Source organism: Arthrobacter sp. 01T414 (genome assembly GCF_056398965.1).
In genome coordinates, this window is the sequence record NZ_JBFTQK010000006.1 from 139,946 (window position 1) to 158,447 (window position 18,502).

General features: G+C 67.7%; 23 protein-coding genes. 6 read left to right on the forward strand and 17 right to left on the reverse strand.

Going from position 1 to position 18,502, the window contains the following annotated elements; translation table 11 throughout:
• Nucleotide 1 precedes the first annotated feature (1 nt).
• The 14 genes from AC1DK9_RS14195 to AC1DK9_RS14260 form a co-directional block, all read right to left on the reverse strand.
• A complete protein-coding gene (locus AC1DK9_RS14195; protein ID WP_476916326.1) occupies nucleotides 2–1,612 on the reverse strand; it encodes a flagellar hook-length control protein FliK in 1,611 nt (536 codons plus the stop codon).
• On the reverse strand, nucleotides 1,609–2,328 hold the full coding sequence (locus AC1DK9_RS14200) for a C40 family peptidase (protein WP_476916327.1): 720 nt from the start codon (nucleotides 2,326–2,328) through the stop codon (nucleotides 1,609–1,611). Before AC1DK9_RS14200 ends, AC1DK9_RS14195 begins: the two co-directional genes overlap by 4 nt.
• The gene (locus AC1DK9_RS14205; protein ID WP_476863530.1) at nucleotides 2,325–2,759 is read right to left on the reverse strand and encodes a flagellar FliJ family protein; all 435 of its coding nucleotides are present in this window, start codon (nucleotides 2,757–2,759) and stop codon (nucleotides 2,325–2,327) included. The genes AC1DK9_RS14200 and AC1DK9_RS14205 overlap by 4 nt, the downstream gene beginning before the upstream one ends.
• A complete protein-coding gene (locus tag AC1DK9_RS14210; RefSeq protein ID WP_476916328.1) occupies nucleotides 2,756–4,084 on the reverse strand; it encodes a FliI/YscN family ATPase in 1,329 nt (442 codons plus the stop codon). The genes AC1DK9_RS14205 and AC1DK9_RS14210 overlap by 4 nt, the downstream gene beginning before the upstream one ends.
• A complete protein-coding gene (locus tag AC1DK9_RS14215) occupies nucleotides 4,081–4,761 on the reverse strand; it encodes a FliH/SctL family protein (RefSeq protein ID WP_476863528.1) in 681 nt (226 codons plus the stop codon). The genes AC1DK9_RS14210 and AC1DK9_RS14215 overlap by 4 nt, the downstream gene beginning before the upstream one ends.
• Nucleotides 4,751–5,767 carry a flagellar motor switch protein FliG gene (gene fliG / locus AC1DK9_RS14220; RefSeq protein ID WP_476916329.1) on the reverse strand — a complete coding sequence of 339 codons (1,017 nt, stop codon included), beginning with the start codon at nucleotides 5,765–5,767 and terminating at the stop codon, nucleotides 4,751–4,753. Before fliG ends, AC1DK9_RS14215 begins: the two co-directional genes overlap by 11 nt.
• Nucleotides 5,764–7,374 (reverse strand): flagellar basal-body MS-ring/collar protein FliF, encoded by a 1,611-nt coding sequence (gene fliF / locus AC1DK9_RS14225; protein ID WP_476916330.1) that lies wholly within the window; start codon nucleotides 7,372–7,374, stop codon nucleotides 5,764–5,766. Before fliF ends, fliG begins: the two co-directional genes overlap by 4 nt.
• On the reverse strand, nucleotides 7,374–7,679 hold the full coding sequence (gene fliE / locus AC1DK9_RS14230) for a flagellar hook-basal body complex protein FliE (protein WP_476863525.1): 306 nt from the start codon (nucleotides 7,677–7,679) through the stop codon (nucleotides 7,374–7,376). The genes fliF and fliE overlap by 1 nt, the downstream gene beginning before the upstream one ends.
• On the reverse strand, nucleotides 7,679–8,071 hold the full coding sequence (locus AC1DK9_RS14235) for a flagellar basal body rod protein FlgC (protein WP_476863524.1): 393 nt from the start codon (nucleotides 8,069–8,071) through the stop codon (nucleotides 7,679–7,681). Before AC1DK9_RS14235 ends, fliE begins: the two co-directional genes overlap by 1 nt.
• Complete coding sequence (locus AC1DK9_RS14240) at nucleotides 8,071–8,412, reverse strand: flagellar basal body rod protein FlgB (RefSeq protein ID WP_476863523.1); 342 nt, start codon at nucleotides 8,410–8,412, stop codon at nucleotides 8,071–8,073. The genes AC1DK9_RS14235 and AC1DK9_RS14240 overlap by 1 nt, the downstream gene beginning before the upstream one ends.
• A 167-nt stretch (nucleotides 8,413–8,579) precedes the next feature.
• The gene (locus tag AC1DK9_RS14245; RefSeq protein WP_476863522.1) at nucleotides 8,580–8,981 is read right to left on the reverse strand and encodes a hypothetical protein; all 402 of its coding nucleotides are present in this window, start codon (nucleotides 8,979–8,981) and stop codon (nucleotides 8,580–8,582) included.
• Complete coding sequence (gene fliS, locus AC1DK9_RS14250; RefSeq protein ID WP_476863521.1) at nucleotides 8,974–9,471, reverse strand: flagellar export chaperone FliS; 498 nt, start codon at nucleotides 9,469–9,471, stop codon at nucleotides 8,974–8,976. The genes AC1DK9_RS14245 and fliS overlap by 8 nt, the downstream gene beginning before the upstream one ends.
• Nucleotides 9,471–10,799, reverse strand: a complete 1,329-nt coding sequence (gene fliD / locus AC1DK9_RS14255; protein ID WP_476863520.1) for a flagellar filament capping protein FliD — start codon at nucleotides 10,797–10,799, stop codon at nucleotides 9,471–9,473. Before fliD ends, fliS begins: the two co-directional genes overlap by 1 nt.
• 190 nt (nucleotides 10,800–10,989) lie before the next feature.
• Nucleotides 10,990–11,826 carry a flagellin N-terminal helical domain-containing protein gene (locus AC1DK9_RS14260; RefSeq protein ID WP_476916331.1) on the reverse strand — a complete coding sequence of 279 codons (837 nt, stop codon included), beginning with the start codon at nucleotides 11,824–11,826 and terminating at the stop codon, nucleotides 10,990–10,992.
• Nucleotides 11,827–12,130: 304 nt separating this feature from the next.
• Between AC1DK9_RS14260 and AC1DK9_RS14265 the strand changes: the two genes are divergently transcribed.
• Genes AC1DK9_RS14265 through fliW form a run of 4 tightly spaced genes read left to right on the forward strand, consistent with a single transcriptional unit; the run spans nucleotide 12,131 to nucleotide 15,381 of the window.
• On the forward strand, nucleotides 12,131–12,616 hold the full coding sequence (locus AC1DK9_RS14265; protein ID WP_476863518.1) for a flagellar protein FlgN: 486 nt from the start codon (nucleotides 12,131–12,133) through the stop codon (nucleotides 12,614–12,616).
• A gap of 10 nt (nucleotides 12,617–12,626) precedes the next feature.
• Entirely contained in the window at nucleotides 12,627–14,069 is a 1,443-nt protein-coding gene (gene flgK, locus AC1DK9_RS14270; RefSeq protein ID WP_476916332.1) for a flagellar hook-associated protein FlgK, read from the forward strand.
• A 2-nt stretch (nucleotides 14,070–14,071) separates the two neighbouring features.
• Nucleotides 14,072–14,995: a flagellar hook-associated protein FlgL gene (flgL, locus tag AC1DK9_RS14275; protein ID WP_476863516.1), complete on the forward strand. Its 924-nt coding sequence runs from the start codon at nucleotides 14,072–14,074 to the stop codon at nucleotides 14,993–14,995.
• Nucleotides 14,992–15,381, forward strand: a complete 390-nt coding sequence (fliW, locus tag AC1DK9_RS14280; RefSeq protein WP_476863515.1) for a flagellar assembly protein FliW — start codon at nucleotides 14,992–14,994, stop codon at nucleotides 15,379–15,381. Before flgL ends, fliW begins: the two co-directional genes overlap by 4 nt.
• A gap of 41 nt (nucleotides 15,382–15,422) precedes the next feature.
• Here fliW and AC1DK9_RS14285 read toward each other — a convergent pair whose 3' ends face one another.
• Nucleotides 15,423–15,986 (reverse strand): AMIN-like domain-containing (lipo)protein, encoded by a 564-nt coding sequence (locus tag AC1DK9_RS14285; RefSeq protein WP_476916333.1) that lies wholly within the window; start codon nucleotides 15,984–15,986, stop codon nucleotides 15,423–15,425.
• A gap of 269 nt (nucleotides 15,987–16,255) precedes the next feature.
• Nucleotides 16,256–16,558, reverse strand: a complete 303-nt coding sequence (locus AC1DK9_RS14290; RefSeq protein WP_354233579.1) for a DUF4193 domain-containing protein — start codon at nucleotides 16,556–16,558, stop codon at nucleotides 16,256–16,258.
• A 141-nt stretch (nucleotides 16,559–16,699) separates the two neighbouring features.
• Between AC1DK9_RS14290 and AC1DK9_RS14295 the strand changes: the two genes are divergently transcribed.
• Nucleotides 16,700–17,047, forward strand: a complete 348-nt coding sequence (locus tag AC1DK9_RS14295; protein ID WP_476863513.1) for a hypothetical protein — start codon at nucleotides 16,700–16,702, stop codon at nucleotides 17,045–17,047.
• Between the two features lie 18 nt (nucleotides 17,048–17,065).
• On the opposite strand, the gene AC1DK9_RS14300 is transcribed toward AC1DK9_RS14295, so the two are convergent.
• Entirely contained in the window at nucleotides 17,066–17,548 is a 483-nt protein-coding gene (locus tag AC1DK9_RS14300; RefSeq protein ID WP_476863512.1) for a GyrI-like domain-containing protein, read from the reverse strand.
• 171 nt (nucleotides 17,549–17,719) lie between these two features.
• Here AC1DK9_RS14300 and AC1DK9_RS14305 point away from each other — a divergent pair, with 171 nt between their 5' ends.
• On the forward strand, nucleotides 17,720–18,265 hold the full coding sequence (locus AC1DK9_RS14305; RefSeq protein ID WP_476863511.1) for a hypothetical protein: 546 nt from the start codon (nucleotides 17,720–17,722) through the stop codon (nucleotides 18,263–18,265).
• Nucleotides 18,266–18,502: the final 237 nt, after the last annotated feature.

An 18,502-nucleotide genomic window follows, 5' to 3' on the forward strand; every position in this document is an offset into this window, starting at 1 on the left:
GTTAGACAAGAATGTCGAGGGTGGTTTGGGGGCCGTTCTGGAGCCTGGCGGTGCGCAGCGACGCTTGGTCCGCCAAGGCGTCCCACCGGTGTCCGGGCCGCGGTTCGCCGGGCCCGTTTCGGCCGCCCGCGCCCGCCCCGGAACCGGCGCCGCTGCCGGCGTGGGCGGCTTCGCGGCCTGCGCCGTCCTGCCCCTGTCCGCCGCCGGCCGGCCCGCTATGGTCCGAAAGGTCGAGCGTGGCTCCAAAACCTGAGTCGGCGAGTTCCTTGCGCAGTTCGGGCAGGATCCCCCGGAGAGCTTCCCGGCCGGTGTCACCGGGAGCGAACAGCTCGATCCGGACGCCGGCGCCGTCGATGTGGGCGCGCACCGTCAGCGGTCCGAGGTCCTCCGGGGTGACCTTCAAGGTCATGATGTGCTGGCCATGCGGTGCCCCGGCAAGGGTAAACAGCGGCTTGGCCAGCTGCGGCTGGAGCGCGGGCTGCTGGGCCGGCACCGGCGCTGCGGTCACTGTCGGACGGGCCGCACCGGGCGCGGGCTGCGCCACCGCGGTGGCGCCCGCGGCTCCTGCAGCGGCGACGAGGTCAGTGGCGGCGGGCAAGCCGGGCGCGGGGGCGTCGGAGTCCCGGTTGGGAAGCTTTCCGGCGCCGCCGACGACGCCGGCCAGGCCGAGTGCCGCAGTTGCGGTGGCGTTGGGCACCGCTGGAGTGGGCGTCGCCGTCGTCGGAAGCGTCGCCGGAACCGTCGTTGGAGCCGCTGCCTGGTGCGTTGCCGGTGAGACCGCGGGGGCGGGATCCGCGGGCGCAGCCGGGGCGGCCGCAGCCGTCGGATCCGCGGCAACAGCTTGAGCGGAGGCGGTGCCGGCAGCCAAGCCGCCGCCTGCCGGTGCGCCGGCGGAACGGGCGGCGCCCGGAGCCGCGGCGGCCGCGACGGCGATACCCGGAAGGGCCGTAGCCGAAACGGCACTGCCCGGCAGCGTCGCTCCGCGCTGCGGAGCGGCCCCAAGGCTACTCGGGGTGCTGCCCGCCGGTTCCTGGCGCACGGCGGTGGCGCCGGGAACGGAAGCCGGGGACGGAGCGGCGGCAGGGCCGTTGTTCGTGGCCGGAACGGCGGCAGTTCCGGCCACGTTCACCAGGCGCGGGTCCATCAGGCCGGAAGCTGCGGTGGTCTGGCTTTCCGCCGGCAGGGCGCCGTTCACGGGCGGCGTCGCAGCAGCACTTGCACCGGCCACAGCCTGCGCGGCGGGGATGTCACCGGTAGCCGCGACTGGCTGGACTGGCTGGATTGCGGCGGCGAACTGGGCCGAGGCTGCCAGGACTCCGGGCGCGGCCGCGGCGGAGTCGGCAGCAGCAGCTGCATCCTGGGCCGGTGTGTCGGCTTGGTGCTTCGAGCGGCCGGCGTCGCCCGACGCGGCGGGGGTGGATCCTTTGGGAGCGGCGGGGGCAGCCGGGGAAGCGGCCTCCTGGCTCACGGCGTCGCTCAGCACGGAGCCGAAACCGCCGCCGTCGGAGGCTCCTTGCTGGGCACGGGTGCGGCCCCCTTGCTGGGCGCCGCGGGCCTGCACCGGGGAACCGGCGAGCGCGGTCGCCACGTCCATCGAGGCCATGCCTTTCATCGGGCGCCTCCCGCCGGGACGATCCGCCGGATGGAGGTCAGGTTGGACTGCTGCTCCCAGGCGTCGCGGATCTGGATGGTCTTGCCGGGCACGGGCGCGTCGATGGCCTTGCCGTTGCCGAGGTAGATGGAGATATGGTTCCCGCCGAAGCTGATCAGCAGGTCCCCGGGCTTTGCCTCGGCGAGCGATGCCACCGGCGTTCCCTGTTTCATCTGGTCGCTGACGACGCGGGGAAGCTCGACGCCGAGGTCCTTGAAGACCCGCTGCGTGAAGCCGGAGCAGTCCATCCCGGTAGCAGGGTTGGTGCCGCCCCAGACGTAGGGCACCCCGATGTACTTCTTGGCCATGGCAACGACGTCCGTTCCGGTCGCGGTCCCGGCAGGGACAGACACCGGACCGGCCACCGAGGCGGGCCCGGCGAGCCCCGCCAGGTCCCCGAGGCCCTTGGTCGCGCCGAGGCCCAGGCCGCTTCCCAGGCCCAAGCCGCCGGCCAGGGAAGAGGGATCCGTCGCCGCGACGTCGGCGTTTCCGCCCAGGGCCGCGCTGAGCGCGTCGGTGAAGGACCCGGCGTCGGCGTTTCCTGCCCCGGTGGCGAGGGACGTCGCTGTGGCGGCCTTCAGCGCCGCGGCGGTGCTTTCGGTCTGCGCGGGACGGGTGAGTTCAGCAATCATCGACTGGATGCCCTGCATACGGCCCAGCGCCTCGGTCATGCTCATGAGCGCACCTGCTGTTCATCTCGGTGCCAGATCGTCGAGGAGATTTCGTCCAGCGTGGACTGTTCGGCACGTAACTCGGCGGTGTTCAGCTCAGCGTGGTGGCGGGCCTGCAGCTTTTCCAGGCCAACGGACCGGGTGCGGGCGGCGATGAACTCCTCGCGCGCGGTGGCCTCATCCGTCTCGGCGACGCGGGCGAGGTTCTGCAGGTCCGCGAGCATGCTGTGGGACGCCGAGCGGGCAGCCGCGACGGCACGCAAGGACGCGGAGCTCTCGATGGCCTCGTCGGTGGCGGACAGCTCCCGGCGGGCGGAGGCTTCGCGGGCGCGGACGGAGCTGGACCGGGAACGGGCGCGGGCCAGCCCGGAGGCTGCCTGGTCCTGCTGGATCTGGCGGAGGCGCAGCAGCCCCGCGAGCGAAAATTGCCGGTTCATGCCGCGGCTCCCAGGATCGAAGTGAGGTGGTCCAGTTGACGCCAGGACTCAGGGTGGGGGGTGGACTCGTCCATCGGCTGCTGCAGGAAACCGCTGACGGATTCCTCGTGCGCCAGGGCGGCGTCCACCAGCGGGTTGGTCCCGGACTGGTAGGCGCCGACGTCGATCAGGTCCTGTGCTGCCTTGCGGGCGGCGAGGACGCGGCGAAGCGTGGAAGCCGCCTCGAGGTGCGGGCGGGCGTTGACCTTGGACGCGACGCGCGAGACGGACCCCAGCACGTCCACCGAGGGGAAGTGTCCCGTCACGGCGAGCTTGCGGTCCAGCACCACGTGGCCGTCGAGGATGGATCGTGCGGCGTCGGCGATGGGTTCATTGTGGTCGTCGCCGTCCACCAGCACGGTGTAGATGCCGGTTACGGAGCCGGTTTCGGCGGTGCCGGCGCGCTCCAGCAACCGGGCGAGGATGGAGAAGGTCGACGGCGGGTAGCCGCGGGTGGCGGGGGGTTCGCCGGCGGAGAGGCCGATCTCGCGCTGGGCCATGGCCACCCGGGTCAGGGAGTCCATCATGAGCACGACGTCCTGCCCCTGGTCGCGGAAGGATTCGGCGATGCGGGTGGCCGTGAACGCGGCCCGCATGCGCATCAGCGCCGGCTCATCGGAGGTGGCGACGACGACGACTGAGCGGGCCAGCCCGGCCGGGCCGAGGTCGTCTTCGAGGAATTCGCGGACTTCACGGCCGCGCTCCCCCACGAGGGCGATCACGGACACTTCGGCGTCGGTGCCACGGGCAATCATGGACAGCAGCGAGGACTTGCCGACGCCGGAGCCGGCGAAGAGGCCCATGCGCTGGCCCTTGCCAAGGGTGGTCATGGTGTCGAGGACCCGGACGCCGGTCTGCAGCGGGGTGTTGATCCGGGCGCGCTTCATGGCGTTCGGCGCCTCGTTGTCGATCGGCACGCGCGGGCCGCTGAGCAGCGGGCCCTTGCCGTCAATCGGGCGGCCCAGGCCGTCGAGCACCCGGCCGAAGAGTCCCGCGCCGGTGGGAACCAGCACGGTGCCGCCCTTGGCACGGACTGCGTCACCGGCGGCGACGCCGGCCAGGCGTCCCAAGGGCATGCAGCGCACGGCGCCGTCCAGGGCTGCCACCACCTCGGCGTCGAGCCCGGGGTTCTCCCCCACGGTAACCAGGTCACCGAGGGCGCAGTCCAGGCCGGATACCTCCAGGCCCAGGCCCATCACCGAGGTGACGATGCCGACCCGCTGGGGTGCGGCAGCGGCAAGTGCGGCCGCGAAGTCATCGCCCTTGGGGCGCCACTGGTCGATCATGGCTGCCCTCCGGAGAGCGCATCCGGGGCCTCCGCGGCCCGCTGCTGGTCCCCCAGCAGAGCTGCCTGGGCGCGGGCCAGGGCGCTGCCGAGGCTGGCGTCGAGCCAGCCCTGCTGGTACTCCACCTTCGCGTCTCCGCGCAGCAGGGACGAATCGGCGAGCAGCGGCAGGCCGGCCGGCAGGTCCTGGCCTTCCTTGGCGAGCACCTCGATGTCGGCGGGGTGCAACCGGATGGCCAGCACCGTGGCGGCGTCGTTGCCGGACAGGGCGCGGGCCAGGGCGGCGCGGGCGGTCCGGGTGCCCTCGGCGAGTTCGTAGCCGAGGATGGCCTCGGCCAGCTCCAGGGCGGTGCGGGCCAGCACCTCTTCGGCGTCGTGCAAGGCCTGGACGTTGCGGTGGGCGAAGTCGGTACGGGCGACGGCGAGGGCGCGGACGGCACGGTCCAGGTCCTGCTGCCCGGCGGCGAGGGAGGCGGCCTGCTCGGCAGCCATCCGGTCGCGCCAGCGGCGCTGTTCCTTCGCGGCGGCGCGGACACCCGCCGCGTAGCCGGCGGCGTGGCCCTCGGTGTAGCCGGCCTGTTCGTTGGCCGGGCCGCCGGAACGCAGTGAGGGGAAGACGATGCGGGCCGGGGCGCCCCCGGCCGAGCCGGCGTCCGTCGAGGACGCGTCAGTAAACATAGTCTTCTTCGTCCCCGCGCTGGATGGTGATCTGGCCTTCCGCTTCGAGCTCGCGGATGGAACGGACGACGGCGGCCCGTGCCTCCTCGATCTGCGAGGCGCGCAGCGGTCCCAGCGCCGCCATCTCGGATTCGAGGATTTCCAGGTTGCGGCCGGAGACGTTGGTGGTGATGGTTTCCAGGACCTGTTCCGTGGCGCCCTTCATGGCGACGGCAAGCACGGAGGCGTCCAGGCCGCGGAGCACCAGCTGGACGTCGCGGCGTTCCAGCTTGACGATGTCGTCGAACGTCACCATCTGGGCGCGGATCTCCACGGCGAGGTCGGGGTCGAGCAGGTCCAGTCCATCCAGGACGGAGCGTTCGGTGCCGGCGTCGGTCCGGTTGATGATTTCCAGCAGCGGCTGGATGCCGCCCACCACCTTGGAGGCCTGCTGCGAGACTGCCGCGCCGCCGCGCAGTTTCAGCGTGTCGGCGACGATGCCGATGGCTTCCGGCGCGCCCGAGCCCATGGTCGCGATGCTCAGTGCGACGTCGGCCCGGAGCGAGCCGGGAAGCCCGGACATCACGGCCGAGGCCTTGCGCGGGCTAAGGTGCGCGAGCACCAGCGCGATGGTCTGCGGCAGTTCGCCGTCGATCAGCGCCAGGATCTGGACCGGTTCGATGTCTTCGAGGAATTCGAAGGACTTGCCGGCCATGTTGACGGTGAGCCGGTTGATCAGGCCCGCGGCCTTCTCCGAGCCGAAGGAGGCCTCGAGCAGGCCCTCGGCCAGTTCCCGGCCGCCGCGGGCCTGCCGAGGGCTGCTCAGGGCGGCCTCGTGGAAGTCCTTCATGATCTGTTCGGCGACTTCCGGGTCCACCTTGCGGAGCCGGACGATCTCGGCAGCGATTTCTTCCGCCTCGGCGTCCGTGAACTGTGCCATCACCCGGGCCGCGTTGGGCGGGCTCATCTGCATCAGGACGACGGCGGCGCGCTGGGTGCCGGTAAGGGTCGAATCGGCGAGTTTCATGCGGGCTGCCTGTCATCCATGAGGCTGCGGAGGTAGTCGGCTGCCTTCTCCGGGTTGGAGGCGACCATGTTGTCGATCTCCTGCATGCGGCGTTCGGCTTCCAGCACCTCCATCGGCGGCGCGGGCAGCGGCTGCAGCGGCAGGGCAGTCAGCGGGATGGCCGACGTCGCCGGGGCGGGGTCAAATGCGGTGACGGCGGGGATCGTCGGCAGCAGGTCCAGGCGTTCGCCCAGGTCCACCGGCTCGCGCTTCTGCCGGCGGCGCAGGACGACGACGACAATCAGCGCCAGGATGAGCAATCCGAGCAGGATGCTGCCGGCGGTGACCAGGGTTGCGAAGAAGGCCTGCTGCTTCTGTGCCTCGAGGTCGGCCTTGGCCGCGTCGAGCGAGGCGTTGGCCTGGTCCGCGGCCGCGGTGCTGAACGGGATCACCTCGACGGTGACGATGTCGCCGCGGGCCTTGTCCACGCCGGCGGCCGACGTCACCAGCGCGGTGAGCGAGCCAATGTTGAGTCCGCCGGCGGCGGCCTGGCTGACGGCCACCGAAATGGTCTGGCGCTTGACGGCGCCCGGCGGGATGACCCGGTCCTCAGTGACCTTGTTGACGGCGTTGTTCTTGGTGGCGGTCGTGGAGTCGAAGCTGCCGTTGCCGCTGGTCCCGCCGGGAACGGCGATGTTGTCCGGACCGAGGACGCCGGCGGCACCGCCAGCGCCCCCGCTGTACTTTTCCGTCTTGGAGCTTTCGCTCAGCGGCAGCGCGCCGGGAGTGTTGGAGAAGGTTTCGCTCTTTTGCTGGGCCGACTCGCCCGTGATGTCCGCCGCCACTGCCACGGTGGAATTGCCGGGACCGACCACGCGGTCCAGGACGGCGCGGACGGCGTCGCCGGTGCGCTGCTGGTAGTCGGCGGCCTGCTTCGAGGAGGAACCTGCGGCTCCACCGCCCACCGTGGACAGGACGTTGCCCTGCGAGTCCACCACGGAGACGTTGGCGGGCTTGAGGTTTTCGATCGCGGCGGAGGTCAGGTGCACGATGGCCTGGACCTTGTCGCCGGAAAGGGTGACGCCGGGCGCGGTCTCCACGAAGACCGAGGCCGTGGTGTCCGGGGTCTTGGAGACGAAGACGGTCTTTTCCGGGATGGCAAGCCGGACCGCGGCGGTCTTCACGCCGTCCATGGCGGAGATGGTGCTGGCCAGTTCGCCCTCGAGGGCGCGCTTGTAGGTGACAGACTGCTGGAATTCCGAGGAGGTAACGCCCATCTTGTCCAGCAGCGAGTAGCCGGTGGCCGCGGCTGTCGGCAGGCCCGCTGCCGCAGCCTTGAGGCGTTCGTCGTAGACCTTGTCCTGCGGAACGAGGATGGTGGAGCCGCCGTCGCTGAGCTCGTAAGGCACGTTGTCCTTGCGGAGCTGCTCCACGATGCCGTTTGCGTCCGTGTCCTTGAGGCCGGAGAACAGCGGCGCCAGGGTGGGCCGGGTGAGCCAGGCGGAGAGAGCCACAATTCCGACCACCAGCAGCGCAGCACCAATGACGGCCAGCGTGCGCTGGCCGGTGGTGAAGCTCTTGAGTCCGGCGCCGAAACGCTGGAAGAAGACAGTAATCTGCGGAGGCATCAGGCCTGCATCCTCATGATCTCGTTGAAGGCGTCAACGCCCTTGTTCCGGACGGTGGCCACGAGTTCCAGGGTGATCTGTGCCCGGCTCGCAGCGATGGTGGCGTTGTGGATGTCATCCAGGTTGCCGGTCACCGCGGAGACAGCGAGCTGCTTCGACGTCGATTGCAGCTGCTGGAGGTTGTCGACGGCGCCGGTGAGCGAAGTGGCGAAACCAGAGCCGTCCGTCGCGGGCACCGATGCGGCGCCGGAGAGGTAGTCCGTGGGCAGTACGCCCTGAACCGGCGCGATGGGGGAAACAGGCATCAGGATCTTCCAATCTCAAGGGCGGCGAGATAGGTCTCGCGTGCGCGGTCCACGACCTGGGCGTTGGCCTGGTAGCCGCGCTGGGCGATGATCAGGGCACCCATCTGCTCGGCCATGTCGATGTCCGGGTACTTCACGTTGCCGTTGGCATCGGCAAGGGGGTGGTCCGGCTGGTAGACGATGCGGCCTGCGCCGTCGCCAAGCTGCGTGCTCTTGACGTACACGCCGGTGCCGTCGGCGCCCTCGGCCGCTTCAACGTACTTGGCGCGGAACGCCGGTCCGGAGGTGGCGGAGGCGTTGTTCATGTTGGCAAGGTTGTCCGAGACCGCGTCGAGCCACTTGCGGTGCACGGTAAGGGCGGAGCCGGCGATGCCGATTGCGTCGAAGGTCATTAGTTGGTCCTCATGGCTGCGCGCACGGCGGTGAATTCCCCACCGATGGCGCGGGCGGCGAACTGGAAGCGCAGTACCGTGTCGATATTCGAAAGGGTCTCGGTGTCCAGGTTGACGTTGTTGCCGTTGAGCTGGGTGGGCTCGAGGGAAGTCGCCGTCGTGGCCTCGGCATGGCCGTCCCCGGACTCAACGGACGCGGCAAGGGCAGCTTCAAAGCTGACGCGCTTGGCGTGGTAGTTCGGGGTGTTGACGTTCGCGATGTTGTTCGCGATGGCGCGTTGGCGCAGAGCCAGCCCGTCCATGGCGCTGGCCAGGGCTGCGGAAGTCACGGATTCGAGCACAGAGTCCTGCCTGGGGAATTGTGGGGTGGCCGATCCGTGGCCGGTAAACGAGCGATCCGTGCTCTTACTGTGGTTATCGGCACAGTTCCGCGCCGCGTTAGAGAAAACGTGAAAGGTTTATTCGGGTTTTTTCAATTCACTGTTCGACGGCGGTTTTTGCAGCAGGCTCAGCTGTTGACGTCGAGGTAAATTGCCCCCGCTGGGTCGCCGATGCCGGGCACCGAGCTGACTGCCTGCAGTTGCCTGCCGACGTCGTGCTTCGCTGCCTCCAGTCGCCGGGCGACGCGCTCCTGGGCCGCCGAGAGCGCCATGGCGCGGCGCCGCGCCTCCGGCGGCAACGGCGTGCTCAGCGCGGGCGGAGACCAGCGCTCGGCCGGGAGCGCCGCTACCGGCTGCTCCGGCGAGGAGAGTGGTCCCAGCGGATCCTTCAGCGTCTTCTCCGCAGCGACCACAGCCATCTCCAGCACGTCCAGCACCAGCATCCACGCGGCGAGGGCAGGATCTGCTGCAAGCTCCGCCGCGGGCGGGTATTCAGCCGCGTATTCCCCCCGAAAGGCTGGCTCAGCCAAAACCAAGGCTCCCGCCACCAGCGCCCGGCTGCGTGGCCCAGGCCCCGGCTGCAGCGAACGGCTTCGCGGCGGAGGCTGCCGTCTGGGCTGCCGGGATGGCGGCGGCAGCCTCGTGCCAGGCTTGGCGCAGGGGCTCCAGCAAGTCGATCGCCTCGCGGGTCAATCCTGCGTCCCGCTGGACGTTGGCGTTGACGAGGGCCGTGAAGGCGTAGTTGTAGAGGCCCAGCAGACCGTCCGCGCCGTCCCAGGCATCGGTCTTGAGAGAGGAAATGAGTTCGGCGATGATCGCCTGGCCGTGCAGGAGGTTCTCAGAGGCAACGGGCCAATTGGCGGACTGCTGCGCGGTCTCGGCGCGGCCGAGGTCCAGCAACAGGCGGTCGTACAACATGGTCAGTAGGCGGGCGGGCGGTGCGGAGAGCACCGAATCCGCGAGGTATTGGTTGCGCTGGGCTGCGCCGCCGCTGCCGTAGCCGAAGGGGGTGCTGGTCATTACTTGGAGCTCCCGCTGGAGAGGCCGGCAAGCTGCCCTGCGAGCCAGGACTGCTGCGCCTTCATGTTGCTCATTGCCACTTCGAGAGCCGAGTAGGTGCTTTTCAGGGTGGCTTGCCGGGAGGCAAGACGAGTGTCCCAGTCGCTGATCCGGTCCGCAAGATCCCGGACCTCCGACTGCTGGCCGGTGATCTTGGTGGTCAGCGTGCCGGTGTACTTGTCCGAGGCGGCCATGGCCGCGGAAGCGATGCGACCCGCAAGTTCCTGCACCTTTGCTGCGGTGCCGGCCGGATCGGCGGCCAGGGCGGCGCCGAATTTGGTGGCGTCAAACTCCATGGTGCCGGTCTTGGTGATGCTGATGCCCATCTCAGACGGCGACCGCGGCGGCGTGCCCACCGGCAGCGAGGCGGCGGAGAGGATGTTCTGGTTCACCGAGCGCACGGTGCTGTCACCGGCAAAGACACCGGCTGAGGTCGAAGTACCGCTGGTGTTGGTCGTGGTGCTTACCGTGGTCTTGCTGGCCACCAGCGAGAAGATGCCGTTCACGCCGTCCACCAGATCCGAGGCCAGCTTGGTGATACCCGCGTCATCGCGGGACACGGTCACGGTCACGGGCGCCGCGGTGACGTCCTTGGCGGTAATGGAGACCCCGGGCAATAGGTTGGTGAAGGTGTTGCTCGAAGACGTCACTGTCTGCGCGGCCGTCGTGTTAGGCCAGAGCGAAATCTCGGCGTCCTGGGCGGTCTTCACGTTGGTGAAGGTGGTGCCGGCGTCCGTGATAGTGAAGGCACCCGCGGTGCCGGACTTGGTGGCGGTGAACTGGAGGCGGAAGTCTCCCCCGCCGACGTCGACCTTGGTAGCGGTCACACCGGCCCCGGCGGCGTTCACCGCGGTGACGACGTCGTCCAAGTTGTTGGACGCGGGGGTGATCGTGTAGTCCTTACCGCCGCTGTTGATGGTCATGGTGGTGTAGGGCCAGCCGGTTACGGCGTTGACCTTGGGCGTCACGGTGACCTGCGTCTGGGCAAGCTTGGTTACCTGGAAGTCGATGGAACCGGCCTTGGCTGCCGCGGTGGTAGTGGCTACGACTAGGTCGCTGCTCGTGGTCGCGGTGGTGAGATCGAGCGCCCCGGGCTTTGCAGCGGCAGTCGCCTGGGTTGCCAAGGCCGCCACTTTGCCGTTGAGCCCTTGGAGCGCGGACACCATGGACTGGATGTCGTAGGACTTGTTCTTGAGCAGCGTTTGCGGGAGAGCCTCCGACTGCATGATGGAGCTGATCAGGGCGGTGGTGTCGAGCCCGCTGGCCAGTCCGTCGAGTGAGATTCCCATCGCTGCCTCTCCTTGCTGTCAAGTGCTGCAAAAACGTTCGGTGGTGGTGTTAGTTCTGACGTATCGGGTGTTGCACGTAAGGGCCGGACGATGGTTTTGCCATCGTCCGGCCCCTCCGCAGCTGGATGATCGGGAGTGTCTCTTCGTCCGATCGCCGGTGGCAGCCCTACTGCTGAACTGCCGGATTCGCCTAGCGCAGGAGCGAAAGAACGCCCTGGCTGGACTGGTTGGCCTGGGCCAGCATTGCGGTGCCGGCCTGGGACAGGATGTTGGCCTTGGTGAACTTGACCATTTCCGAAGCCATGTCGACGTCGGCGATGCGGGACTGAGCGGCCTGCAGGTTCTCACCAGCGATGTTGAGCGACTTGATGGTGTGCTCGAGGCGGTTCTGGGTAGCACCCAGGTCCGCACGCTGAGCAGAGATCTTGCCGATGGCGTCGTCGATCTTGCCGATCGTTGTGGCAGCCAAGGCGGCCGTCGAGAMGTCAAAGTCGGTTCCCGCACCACCCAGCGCGCCAACGGCAGTGGGCACGTCGCCGAGCTTGATGTCGATCTGCTCTGTGGTCGCATCCTTTCCGGTACCTACCTGGACCTTGAGGGTCGCGCCGGTGTCGAGCAGCTTGATGCCATTGAAGTTGGTAGAAGCACCAATGCGGTCCAGCTCCTTGCCAAGAGCCGTGGCTTCCTTAGCAATTGCCTGGCGTGATTCCGTGTTGTTGGTGTCGTTACCACCCTGGACAGCAAGGTCACGCATACGCTGCAGGATGGAGTGAACCTCGGTCAGGGCACCTTCAGTCGTCTGGATGACAGAGATGCCGTCCTGGGCGTTGCGAGCCGCCACAGCCGAGCCGGTGACCTGCGACTTCAGGCCCTCGGAGATGGACAGGCCTGCTGCGTCATCGCCGGCGCGGTTGATGCGCAGGCCGGTGGACAGCTTCTCCAGGGACTTGGAGAGGTCGTTCTGGGTGGAGTTGAGGTTGCGGTACGAGTTGTTCGCCGCGAGGTTGTTGTTAATAACGAAGCCCATGGTATTTCCTCCGTGATTGGGACTGTAAGCGATGGCCCATCCGTGGGCCTTCAGCAGTAGTTATCGCCACTTGTCATGCAGGGGTAAGGAGAAATCCAAAATTCTTTTCAAAAGTTGCTCGCGGTCGAAATCCGCGTGTTATCAGTCTTATTCCTGCTAACGGGTGCGGAAATCCTGCCGATAGTTTGTACGAACCCTGCTGCAGGCCTCATCGTCCGCACGAAGCGACCACGCCGCGGGTTCCATGAATGAACCGCATCAATCGCCCGCACCATTCGCACTCATATAGGGAGCCGTCCGGACCATGGCCATCCACGAACTTTCCGCCCTGCTGTGGCGGGAGCGTGAACTTCTGGACGTTCTGACGTTCAAGCTGGAAGAAGAGCAGCTGCTCCTTACCTCCGGCAAGTCCCGCTGGCTGCCCCACGGCACCCGCGAAGTGGAGCAGGTTCTGGGACACCTCTCGCAAGCGAGCCTGGCACGCACCATCGAGGCCGCCGTCGTCGCCGAAATGTGGGGCCTTCCCACAGATGCCACGCTCGGCGAACTCGCCGAGGCCGCCCCGGAGGGCGCCTGGGCAGAGGTGTTGAGCGCGCACCTCGCGGCCCTGACTCGCCAGACTGCCCTGATCAAGGAACTGCGCGACGCGAACGAACAATATTTGCGCACCGCAGTCCGGTCCACGCAGGAGTCCCTCGCAGACCTGCGTCCAGCCGCCGCCGGCACCTACGACGCGCACGGCAAGACCGGGGAATCTGCCGCCTCCCGCATCTTCGACAAGCAATTCTAAGGAAGCGACCATGAGCACCTTTGGCGCGCTGAACACCGCCTACCGCGGACTGACTGCTGCCCAGCAGGGCATGAACGTTGCAGGACAGAACATCGCCAATGCCGCCACGGAGGGCTACACCCGCCAGCGCGTCCAGCAGTCCGCGATCGGCGCCCCGGCCCCGGGGATGTTCAGCAGCGGCACAGTCCAGACGGGCCAGGGCGTTTCGGTGGACGCAATCGCACGGCTCGGCAACAGCGTCCTGGACACCAGCGTCCGTTCCGCCGGCGCTCAGGCCGGCTACGCCGGGATCCGTTCGTCGGCACTTCAAGGCATTGAGGGCATCCTGCAGGAGCCCGGCGACAACGGCATTTCCTCCGCTCTCCAAGGGTTCTGGTCCGCGTGGCAAGGCGCCGCGAACCAGCCGGGCGAGGACGGCCCCAAGGGACTGCTGCTGAACGCAGCCAACTCCCTTACGGACAAGATTTCCTCCAGTTATCAGGCCCTGCAAGGTCAATGGAGCAGTGTCCGCGCCCAGGCTGCCGACGCCGTGGACGTCGTCAACTCCGCGGCCAACCAGGTGGCCGCTTACAACGCCACCATCCGCTCCACCCTGGCCGCCGGTGGATCCGCGAACGAGCTGATCGATGCCCGCGCCAAACTCACCGAAACCATTTCCCGGCTTGCCGGCGGAACCGTGCGCGAACAGCCGGACGGCACCGTGGACGTCCACGTCGGCGGCAACCCCTTGGTGATGGGCACCTCCGTCCGGGTGCTGGAGCTCTCCGGCAGCCAGTCCGGCGACGCCCTCGGATCCACGGTGCAGTTGCTGTGGAAGGATTCCGCGGGGGTGGCATCCTCCGACGGCGGCGAAATCGCCGGCGCCCTGTCCGTCCTCGCCCCGGCCGCCACAGCACCTTCGACCCCGGGCACCGGCGGTGCCATCGCCGAAGCTGCCGAGACCTACAACAAACTCGCGGCAACCCTCGCTACGACCGTGAACGAAGTCCATAAAAAGGGCCAGCTTCCCGATGCCGCACCGGGCACTCCCGGCGCCATCGGCGTCGACTTCTTCACGATCAGCGGCACTCCCGCTGCACTTGGGATCAAAGCCCCGACCGGCACCGCCGGCATCGCACTGAAATCGCCGAACTCGGGCGCCCTGGATACCAGCATCGCGGACCAGATCTCCCAGCTGGGCACCGGCGCAGCTTCCCCGGACAAACTGTGGTCCGGGATCGTCACCGGAATTGGCGTCCAGTCCCGCGGAGCCCAGCAGCGCGAGTCCCTGACCTCCGCCGCCGAAGCCTCCGCTCTGACCAGCCGCGCCTCGCAGGCGTCGGTGAGCCTGGACGAAGAAAACGTCAACCTGCTCACCAACCAGCACGCCTACCAGGCGGCCGCCCGCGTGATGACCGCCGTCGACGAGGCGCTGGACGTCCTGATCAACCGCACCGGACTGGTAGGAAGGTAATCATGCTGAACCGCGTAACGAACCTGACCATGAACGCGAACGCCCAGCGGACGCTGCAGTTCCAGCAGGCCAAGCTGGCCGAACTGCAGGACAAGGCCACCTCGCTAAACAAGATTTCCCGCCCTTCGGACGACCCCGCCGCCACGGCCCAGGCCCTGGCCACCCGGTCACTCCAGGCGGCCAACGCCCAGTACGGCCGGAACATCGACGACGGGAACACCTGGTTGACCGCCGCGGATTCTGCCCTGGAGCAGGCGACGAACGTGATGCGCCGGGTCAAGGACCTGACAGTGATGGCGGGCAACGGCTCGTTGAACCAGTCCGGCAAGGACGCGATCGCCGCGGAGCTGGAATCCCTCAACCAGGATCTGGTGGGGATTGCCAACTCCCAACACCTGGGCCGCAACATCTTCGCCGGCAGCTCGGACGCGTCCGGCGCGTTCACCCCGGGAACACCACGCAACCCCGCCATCCGCAGCGACACCGGCACCCCTCCGACGTTTAACGGTACGGGCGTCAACCCGGTGGAGCGCCGGATCAGCGCCACGCAGACCGTGCGTGTGGACGCCGACGGCGCCGGGATTTTCGGCAACGGCAATGGTTCCGTTTTCGACGTCGTGAGCAAGCTGGCGGCCGATCTGCGGACGGGCACGGATGTCACCCCGCGTGTGGGCGACGTCGACACCGCGTTTAAGAACATCGTCAATGGCCGTGCTGAAATTGGAACGCGGCAGGCACAGCTGGAACGTGCCGGCAACGTCAACACCGAAATGGAGGCCTCGTTGGACGCCCAGCGGAGCGGGATTGAAAAAGCTGACCTTGGCAGCGTGATCATGGACCTGAAGCTTCAGGAAACCAATTACCAGGTGGCCCTGGCGGCTACGGCGAAGGTCTTGCAGCCCACCCTGATGGACTTCCTGCGATGAACTCCGTTCTCAGCAGCACTCCCGTGACGTTCACCGCGCCCATGCCGGGGCTGGAAAACGTCCACGACTTCGCCCTGCGGAACATCGACAGCGCCCCGGGTCTGTTCGCCCTTGAGTCCGGCTCCGCACCGGTGCGGCTGTTCCTCGCGGATGCCGCAGTGTTCGTCCCGGGCTACACGCCCCCGCTTCCGGCCGCCGCGCTGGACGCCCTGGAACTCGGCAACGACGAGACGCCGCAGGTCCTCGTGGTGGTTAACCACTCCCCCACTTCCACCACCGTGAACCTGATGGCACCGATCGTGCTCAATCCCGCTAGCCGTCGCTGCACCCAGCTGGTGCTGGACGGCAAAGAGTACCCGTTGCGGGCGGAGCTCGGCGCGCTGTAGCCGGGACCGCCGTCGACCCCTCGGCGCCCGACCGGAGCCGCTCACCAGAAGTGGGCGACGTCGATGACCAGGCGTGAGCCGCCGTCGGGCCCGGCAAGCGTGAAGACCCGGAACGGCAGCCGCGCCCGGACGCCCAGTCCCAGGCTGGTGTAGCCCTCGAAGCTTCCGGCCCAGGCCACTTGGCGGAACGTCTGGTACCCGGCAACATTGCTTAGCTCGGCCTTGTTGACCGGGTTGTAGCTCGACCTGCCGTTCGCGTCGTTGGCCGGCGCGTTGGCGGTGACCTGGATGAAGGCCTGCCCGCGCAGCGCGATCGGCAGCCCGGAACCGTCCTGCACCACCTGCGGCACGTAGCGTACGGAGTAGCCTGCCAGCGCCCGTCCGTTAAGGTCTATCACCAGGCGGTCGAAGCAATAGTGCTGGCCGGTCCGGACGTTGACCACCTTCGCCTGGCTCATCGCGGCATTGGCCTTGGCCAGCGATCCCCAGACGAGGCCGCAGTAGGGCGCAGCGACCGCCGGTGCGGGCGCCAGGAGACCCCAGCCAGCCGCCGTCAGTAAAGCCACCAGCCAAACGGCGAGCCTGTTCCCACGGGATCTTGTCACGACAGCCGCCCCCTCAAATCATCCGGATATCCACCCCACCCGGATACCTCAAGAGTAGAACCGCGCGTTTGGGTTGACGAGAGGTCGTTAGCCCCAACTAACTCGCAGTAGGTGTCGTTTTGAGGGTTGAAAACGGCAATTACTGCGAGTCAGTTGGGTTGGGCATCTCCGGATACGGCAAAGCGCCGGGCCCCCAAGGGCGTCCGGCGCTTTGCTTTGTGTAATTCAGAATTCTTGAAACAACCCCCGGTGTTCCAGGCAGGAAGGTTTTAGCCTTCGCAGTCGCGGCAGTACTTCTGGCCGTTCTTTTCCTTGGCGACCTGGGACCGGTGACGGACCAGGAAGCAAGAGGAGCAGGTGAACTCGTCCGACTGCTCGGGAACAACAATGACGGTCAGTTCTTCGCCGGAGAGGTCGGCGCCGGGAAGGTCAATGCCTTCGGCGGTGTCGTTCTCGTCGACGTCGATAACAGCAGTCTGGGCACCGCCGCCACGGGATGCCTGAAGGGCCTCCAGCGATTCAGCGGGAGATTCTTCTTCTGTCTTGCGTGGGGCGTCGTAATCGGTAGCCATAGCGGGGTTCACTTTCGTTGCTGCACAGCGCCATTTCAGGCACCTCAGTGAAGCAGTTTAGGGCATCATGCTGGTAGTTGGCGCATAGTGTGTTGAAAGCGACATCCCGCGTCACGAACCGGTTGAACCAAGGAGGCAATGATGGCTACGAAACTCAACAAAAAGTCGCTCGCCCACGCCCGTCGACTGATCAAGGACGGCAAGGTCCAGCGCGACACCCGGGACGACTGGAGCGAGCACGCCCCGTCGGCCGAACAGGAAAACAAGTTCATCGATAAGAACGGATTCGCCGAGTTCTCACAGTGGCATCTGGGCCTCGACCCGGATGCTTCCGAGGGCACCAAAGGCAGCGTCACGTTTCCCTTCGGCGACTTCAAGAAAGTCCACCGCTGCGCGGTCATATCGCTGGAGAGTCGCGCGGCGCAGCACGGCCACGACGACATCGCCGACGCCGCCAGGAAGCTTCTCGAAGAGATCGACGCCGACTAGCGCCGGACTGCGTGCGGCTCAGGTCACCGGCCAGACAACGAGGGTCTTCCAGGCCGCCGGGTCCGGCTCGGTGGCCGGATCGCTGAGGTAGTACTCCCACATGGCGTCGCCCGGCGTCAGGCCCTCCGCCTGCATCTTGGCCATCACGGCGCTGTAGGTCTCCGGGAGTGCGTCGTAGGGGCCCACGTGCATCGCCTCGAGGGCACGCCCGGCGGGGAGCACGCCCGCTGTCACGGCACCCTCTCCCCCGCCCGGGTACGGTGCGGCAAGCGGGAAGCCTGCTTCGACGTCGACGACGTCGGTGGGCATGCCGCGATACAGGGCGAACGGCGGGCCGGCCAGCTGCACGTTTTGCTGCTGCACGGCCGTCATCACCGAACGGTAGGCGCGGTCGAAGAAGTCGCGCAGGGCGTTCATGGGCACGGTCTCGCGCAACACCGCGGTCGGCGTTTCCTGGAGGTCGGTGGATTTGATGTCCGGGGCCGGGTTCGATTCAGTCATAGCGCAAGGCTCCGCCCTCGGCCGCAGGCCGGTCAAGGGGCTCTTGGCCCCTGCCGTCGATGCGGCGCAGGGCCTGAATGCGAACGCCGGCGATGACCGCTGCAATCGAATCATGCGCCCGCGAGCGCGCGGCCCACTTGCCATCCCGTAGGTGGTCCGTAGACTCAGCGCATGTCTGTTCTTGGGGGAATGACGACCGTGCGTTGCGCCGCGGCGCTGGCCGCCTGCCTGGTGTTGGGGCCCGTGCTGGCCGCGTGCGCCTACGAAGACGACGGCGGTCCCCAGCCTTCGGTGGCCGGCTCCAGCGGCCGCCCGGGGTACACCCTCCCGCCCAAGGATCCTGACATCCTCGCCGTTGAAACCCGCAACTACGCCGAACTGGAGCGGCGCCTTGCCACAGCATCAGGAAAGCCGCTGCTGACCGATTCAGGTCCCGCCGACGGCCCAAGTGTCGGCTTCCAGAAATCAGCCACCGTAGAGACGGCCGGGCCCCACACCGTCACCGCGGCCTGCGTCGGCATCCCCCACGCCCAGATCTACCTCTCCCAGGACATCAAGGGCGGAAGCCAGTACACAGTCCTCGAGATCGACTGCTCGGAAACCCGTGCGCAGGTTGTCCAGCTGGCGGCAGGACACGTCGGCGCCCACCTCACCCGGGCCGATCCGAACGGCGCCTGGACCGGAGCGGTCGCCGGACTCAGGATCACCTCCGAGTAAGGCTCGTCGGCTGGAGCATGGGCGTTGCCCGGCCCGAGGACCCGGAATGACTGCCCAAGCTAATGGGACCGCATTAGGACCTTCAGCCCTAAGTAACTGTGAGAGGCGGGCGCACACTGTTGCCGAGGTCGGATCAGCCGGGATCGGGCTCAGGCGTGGGAGGGCATCTCATGGATGTTCGGGTCGTGGAGTCACTGGTCATGCTGCACATCGGGGATGGGGTGCTGACCGCTTTGT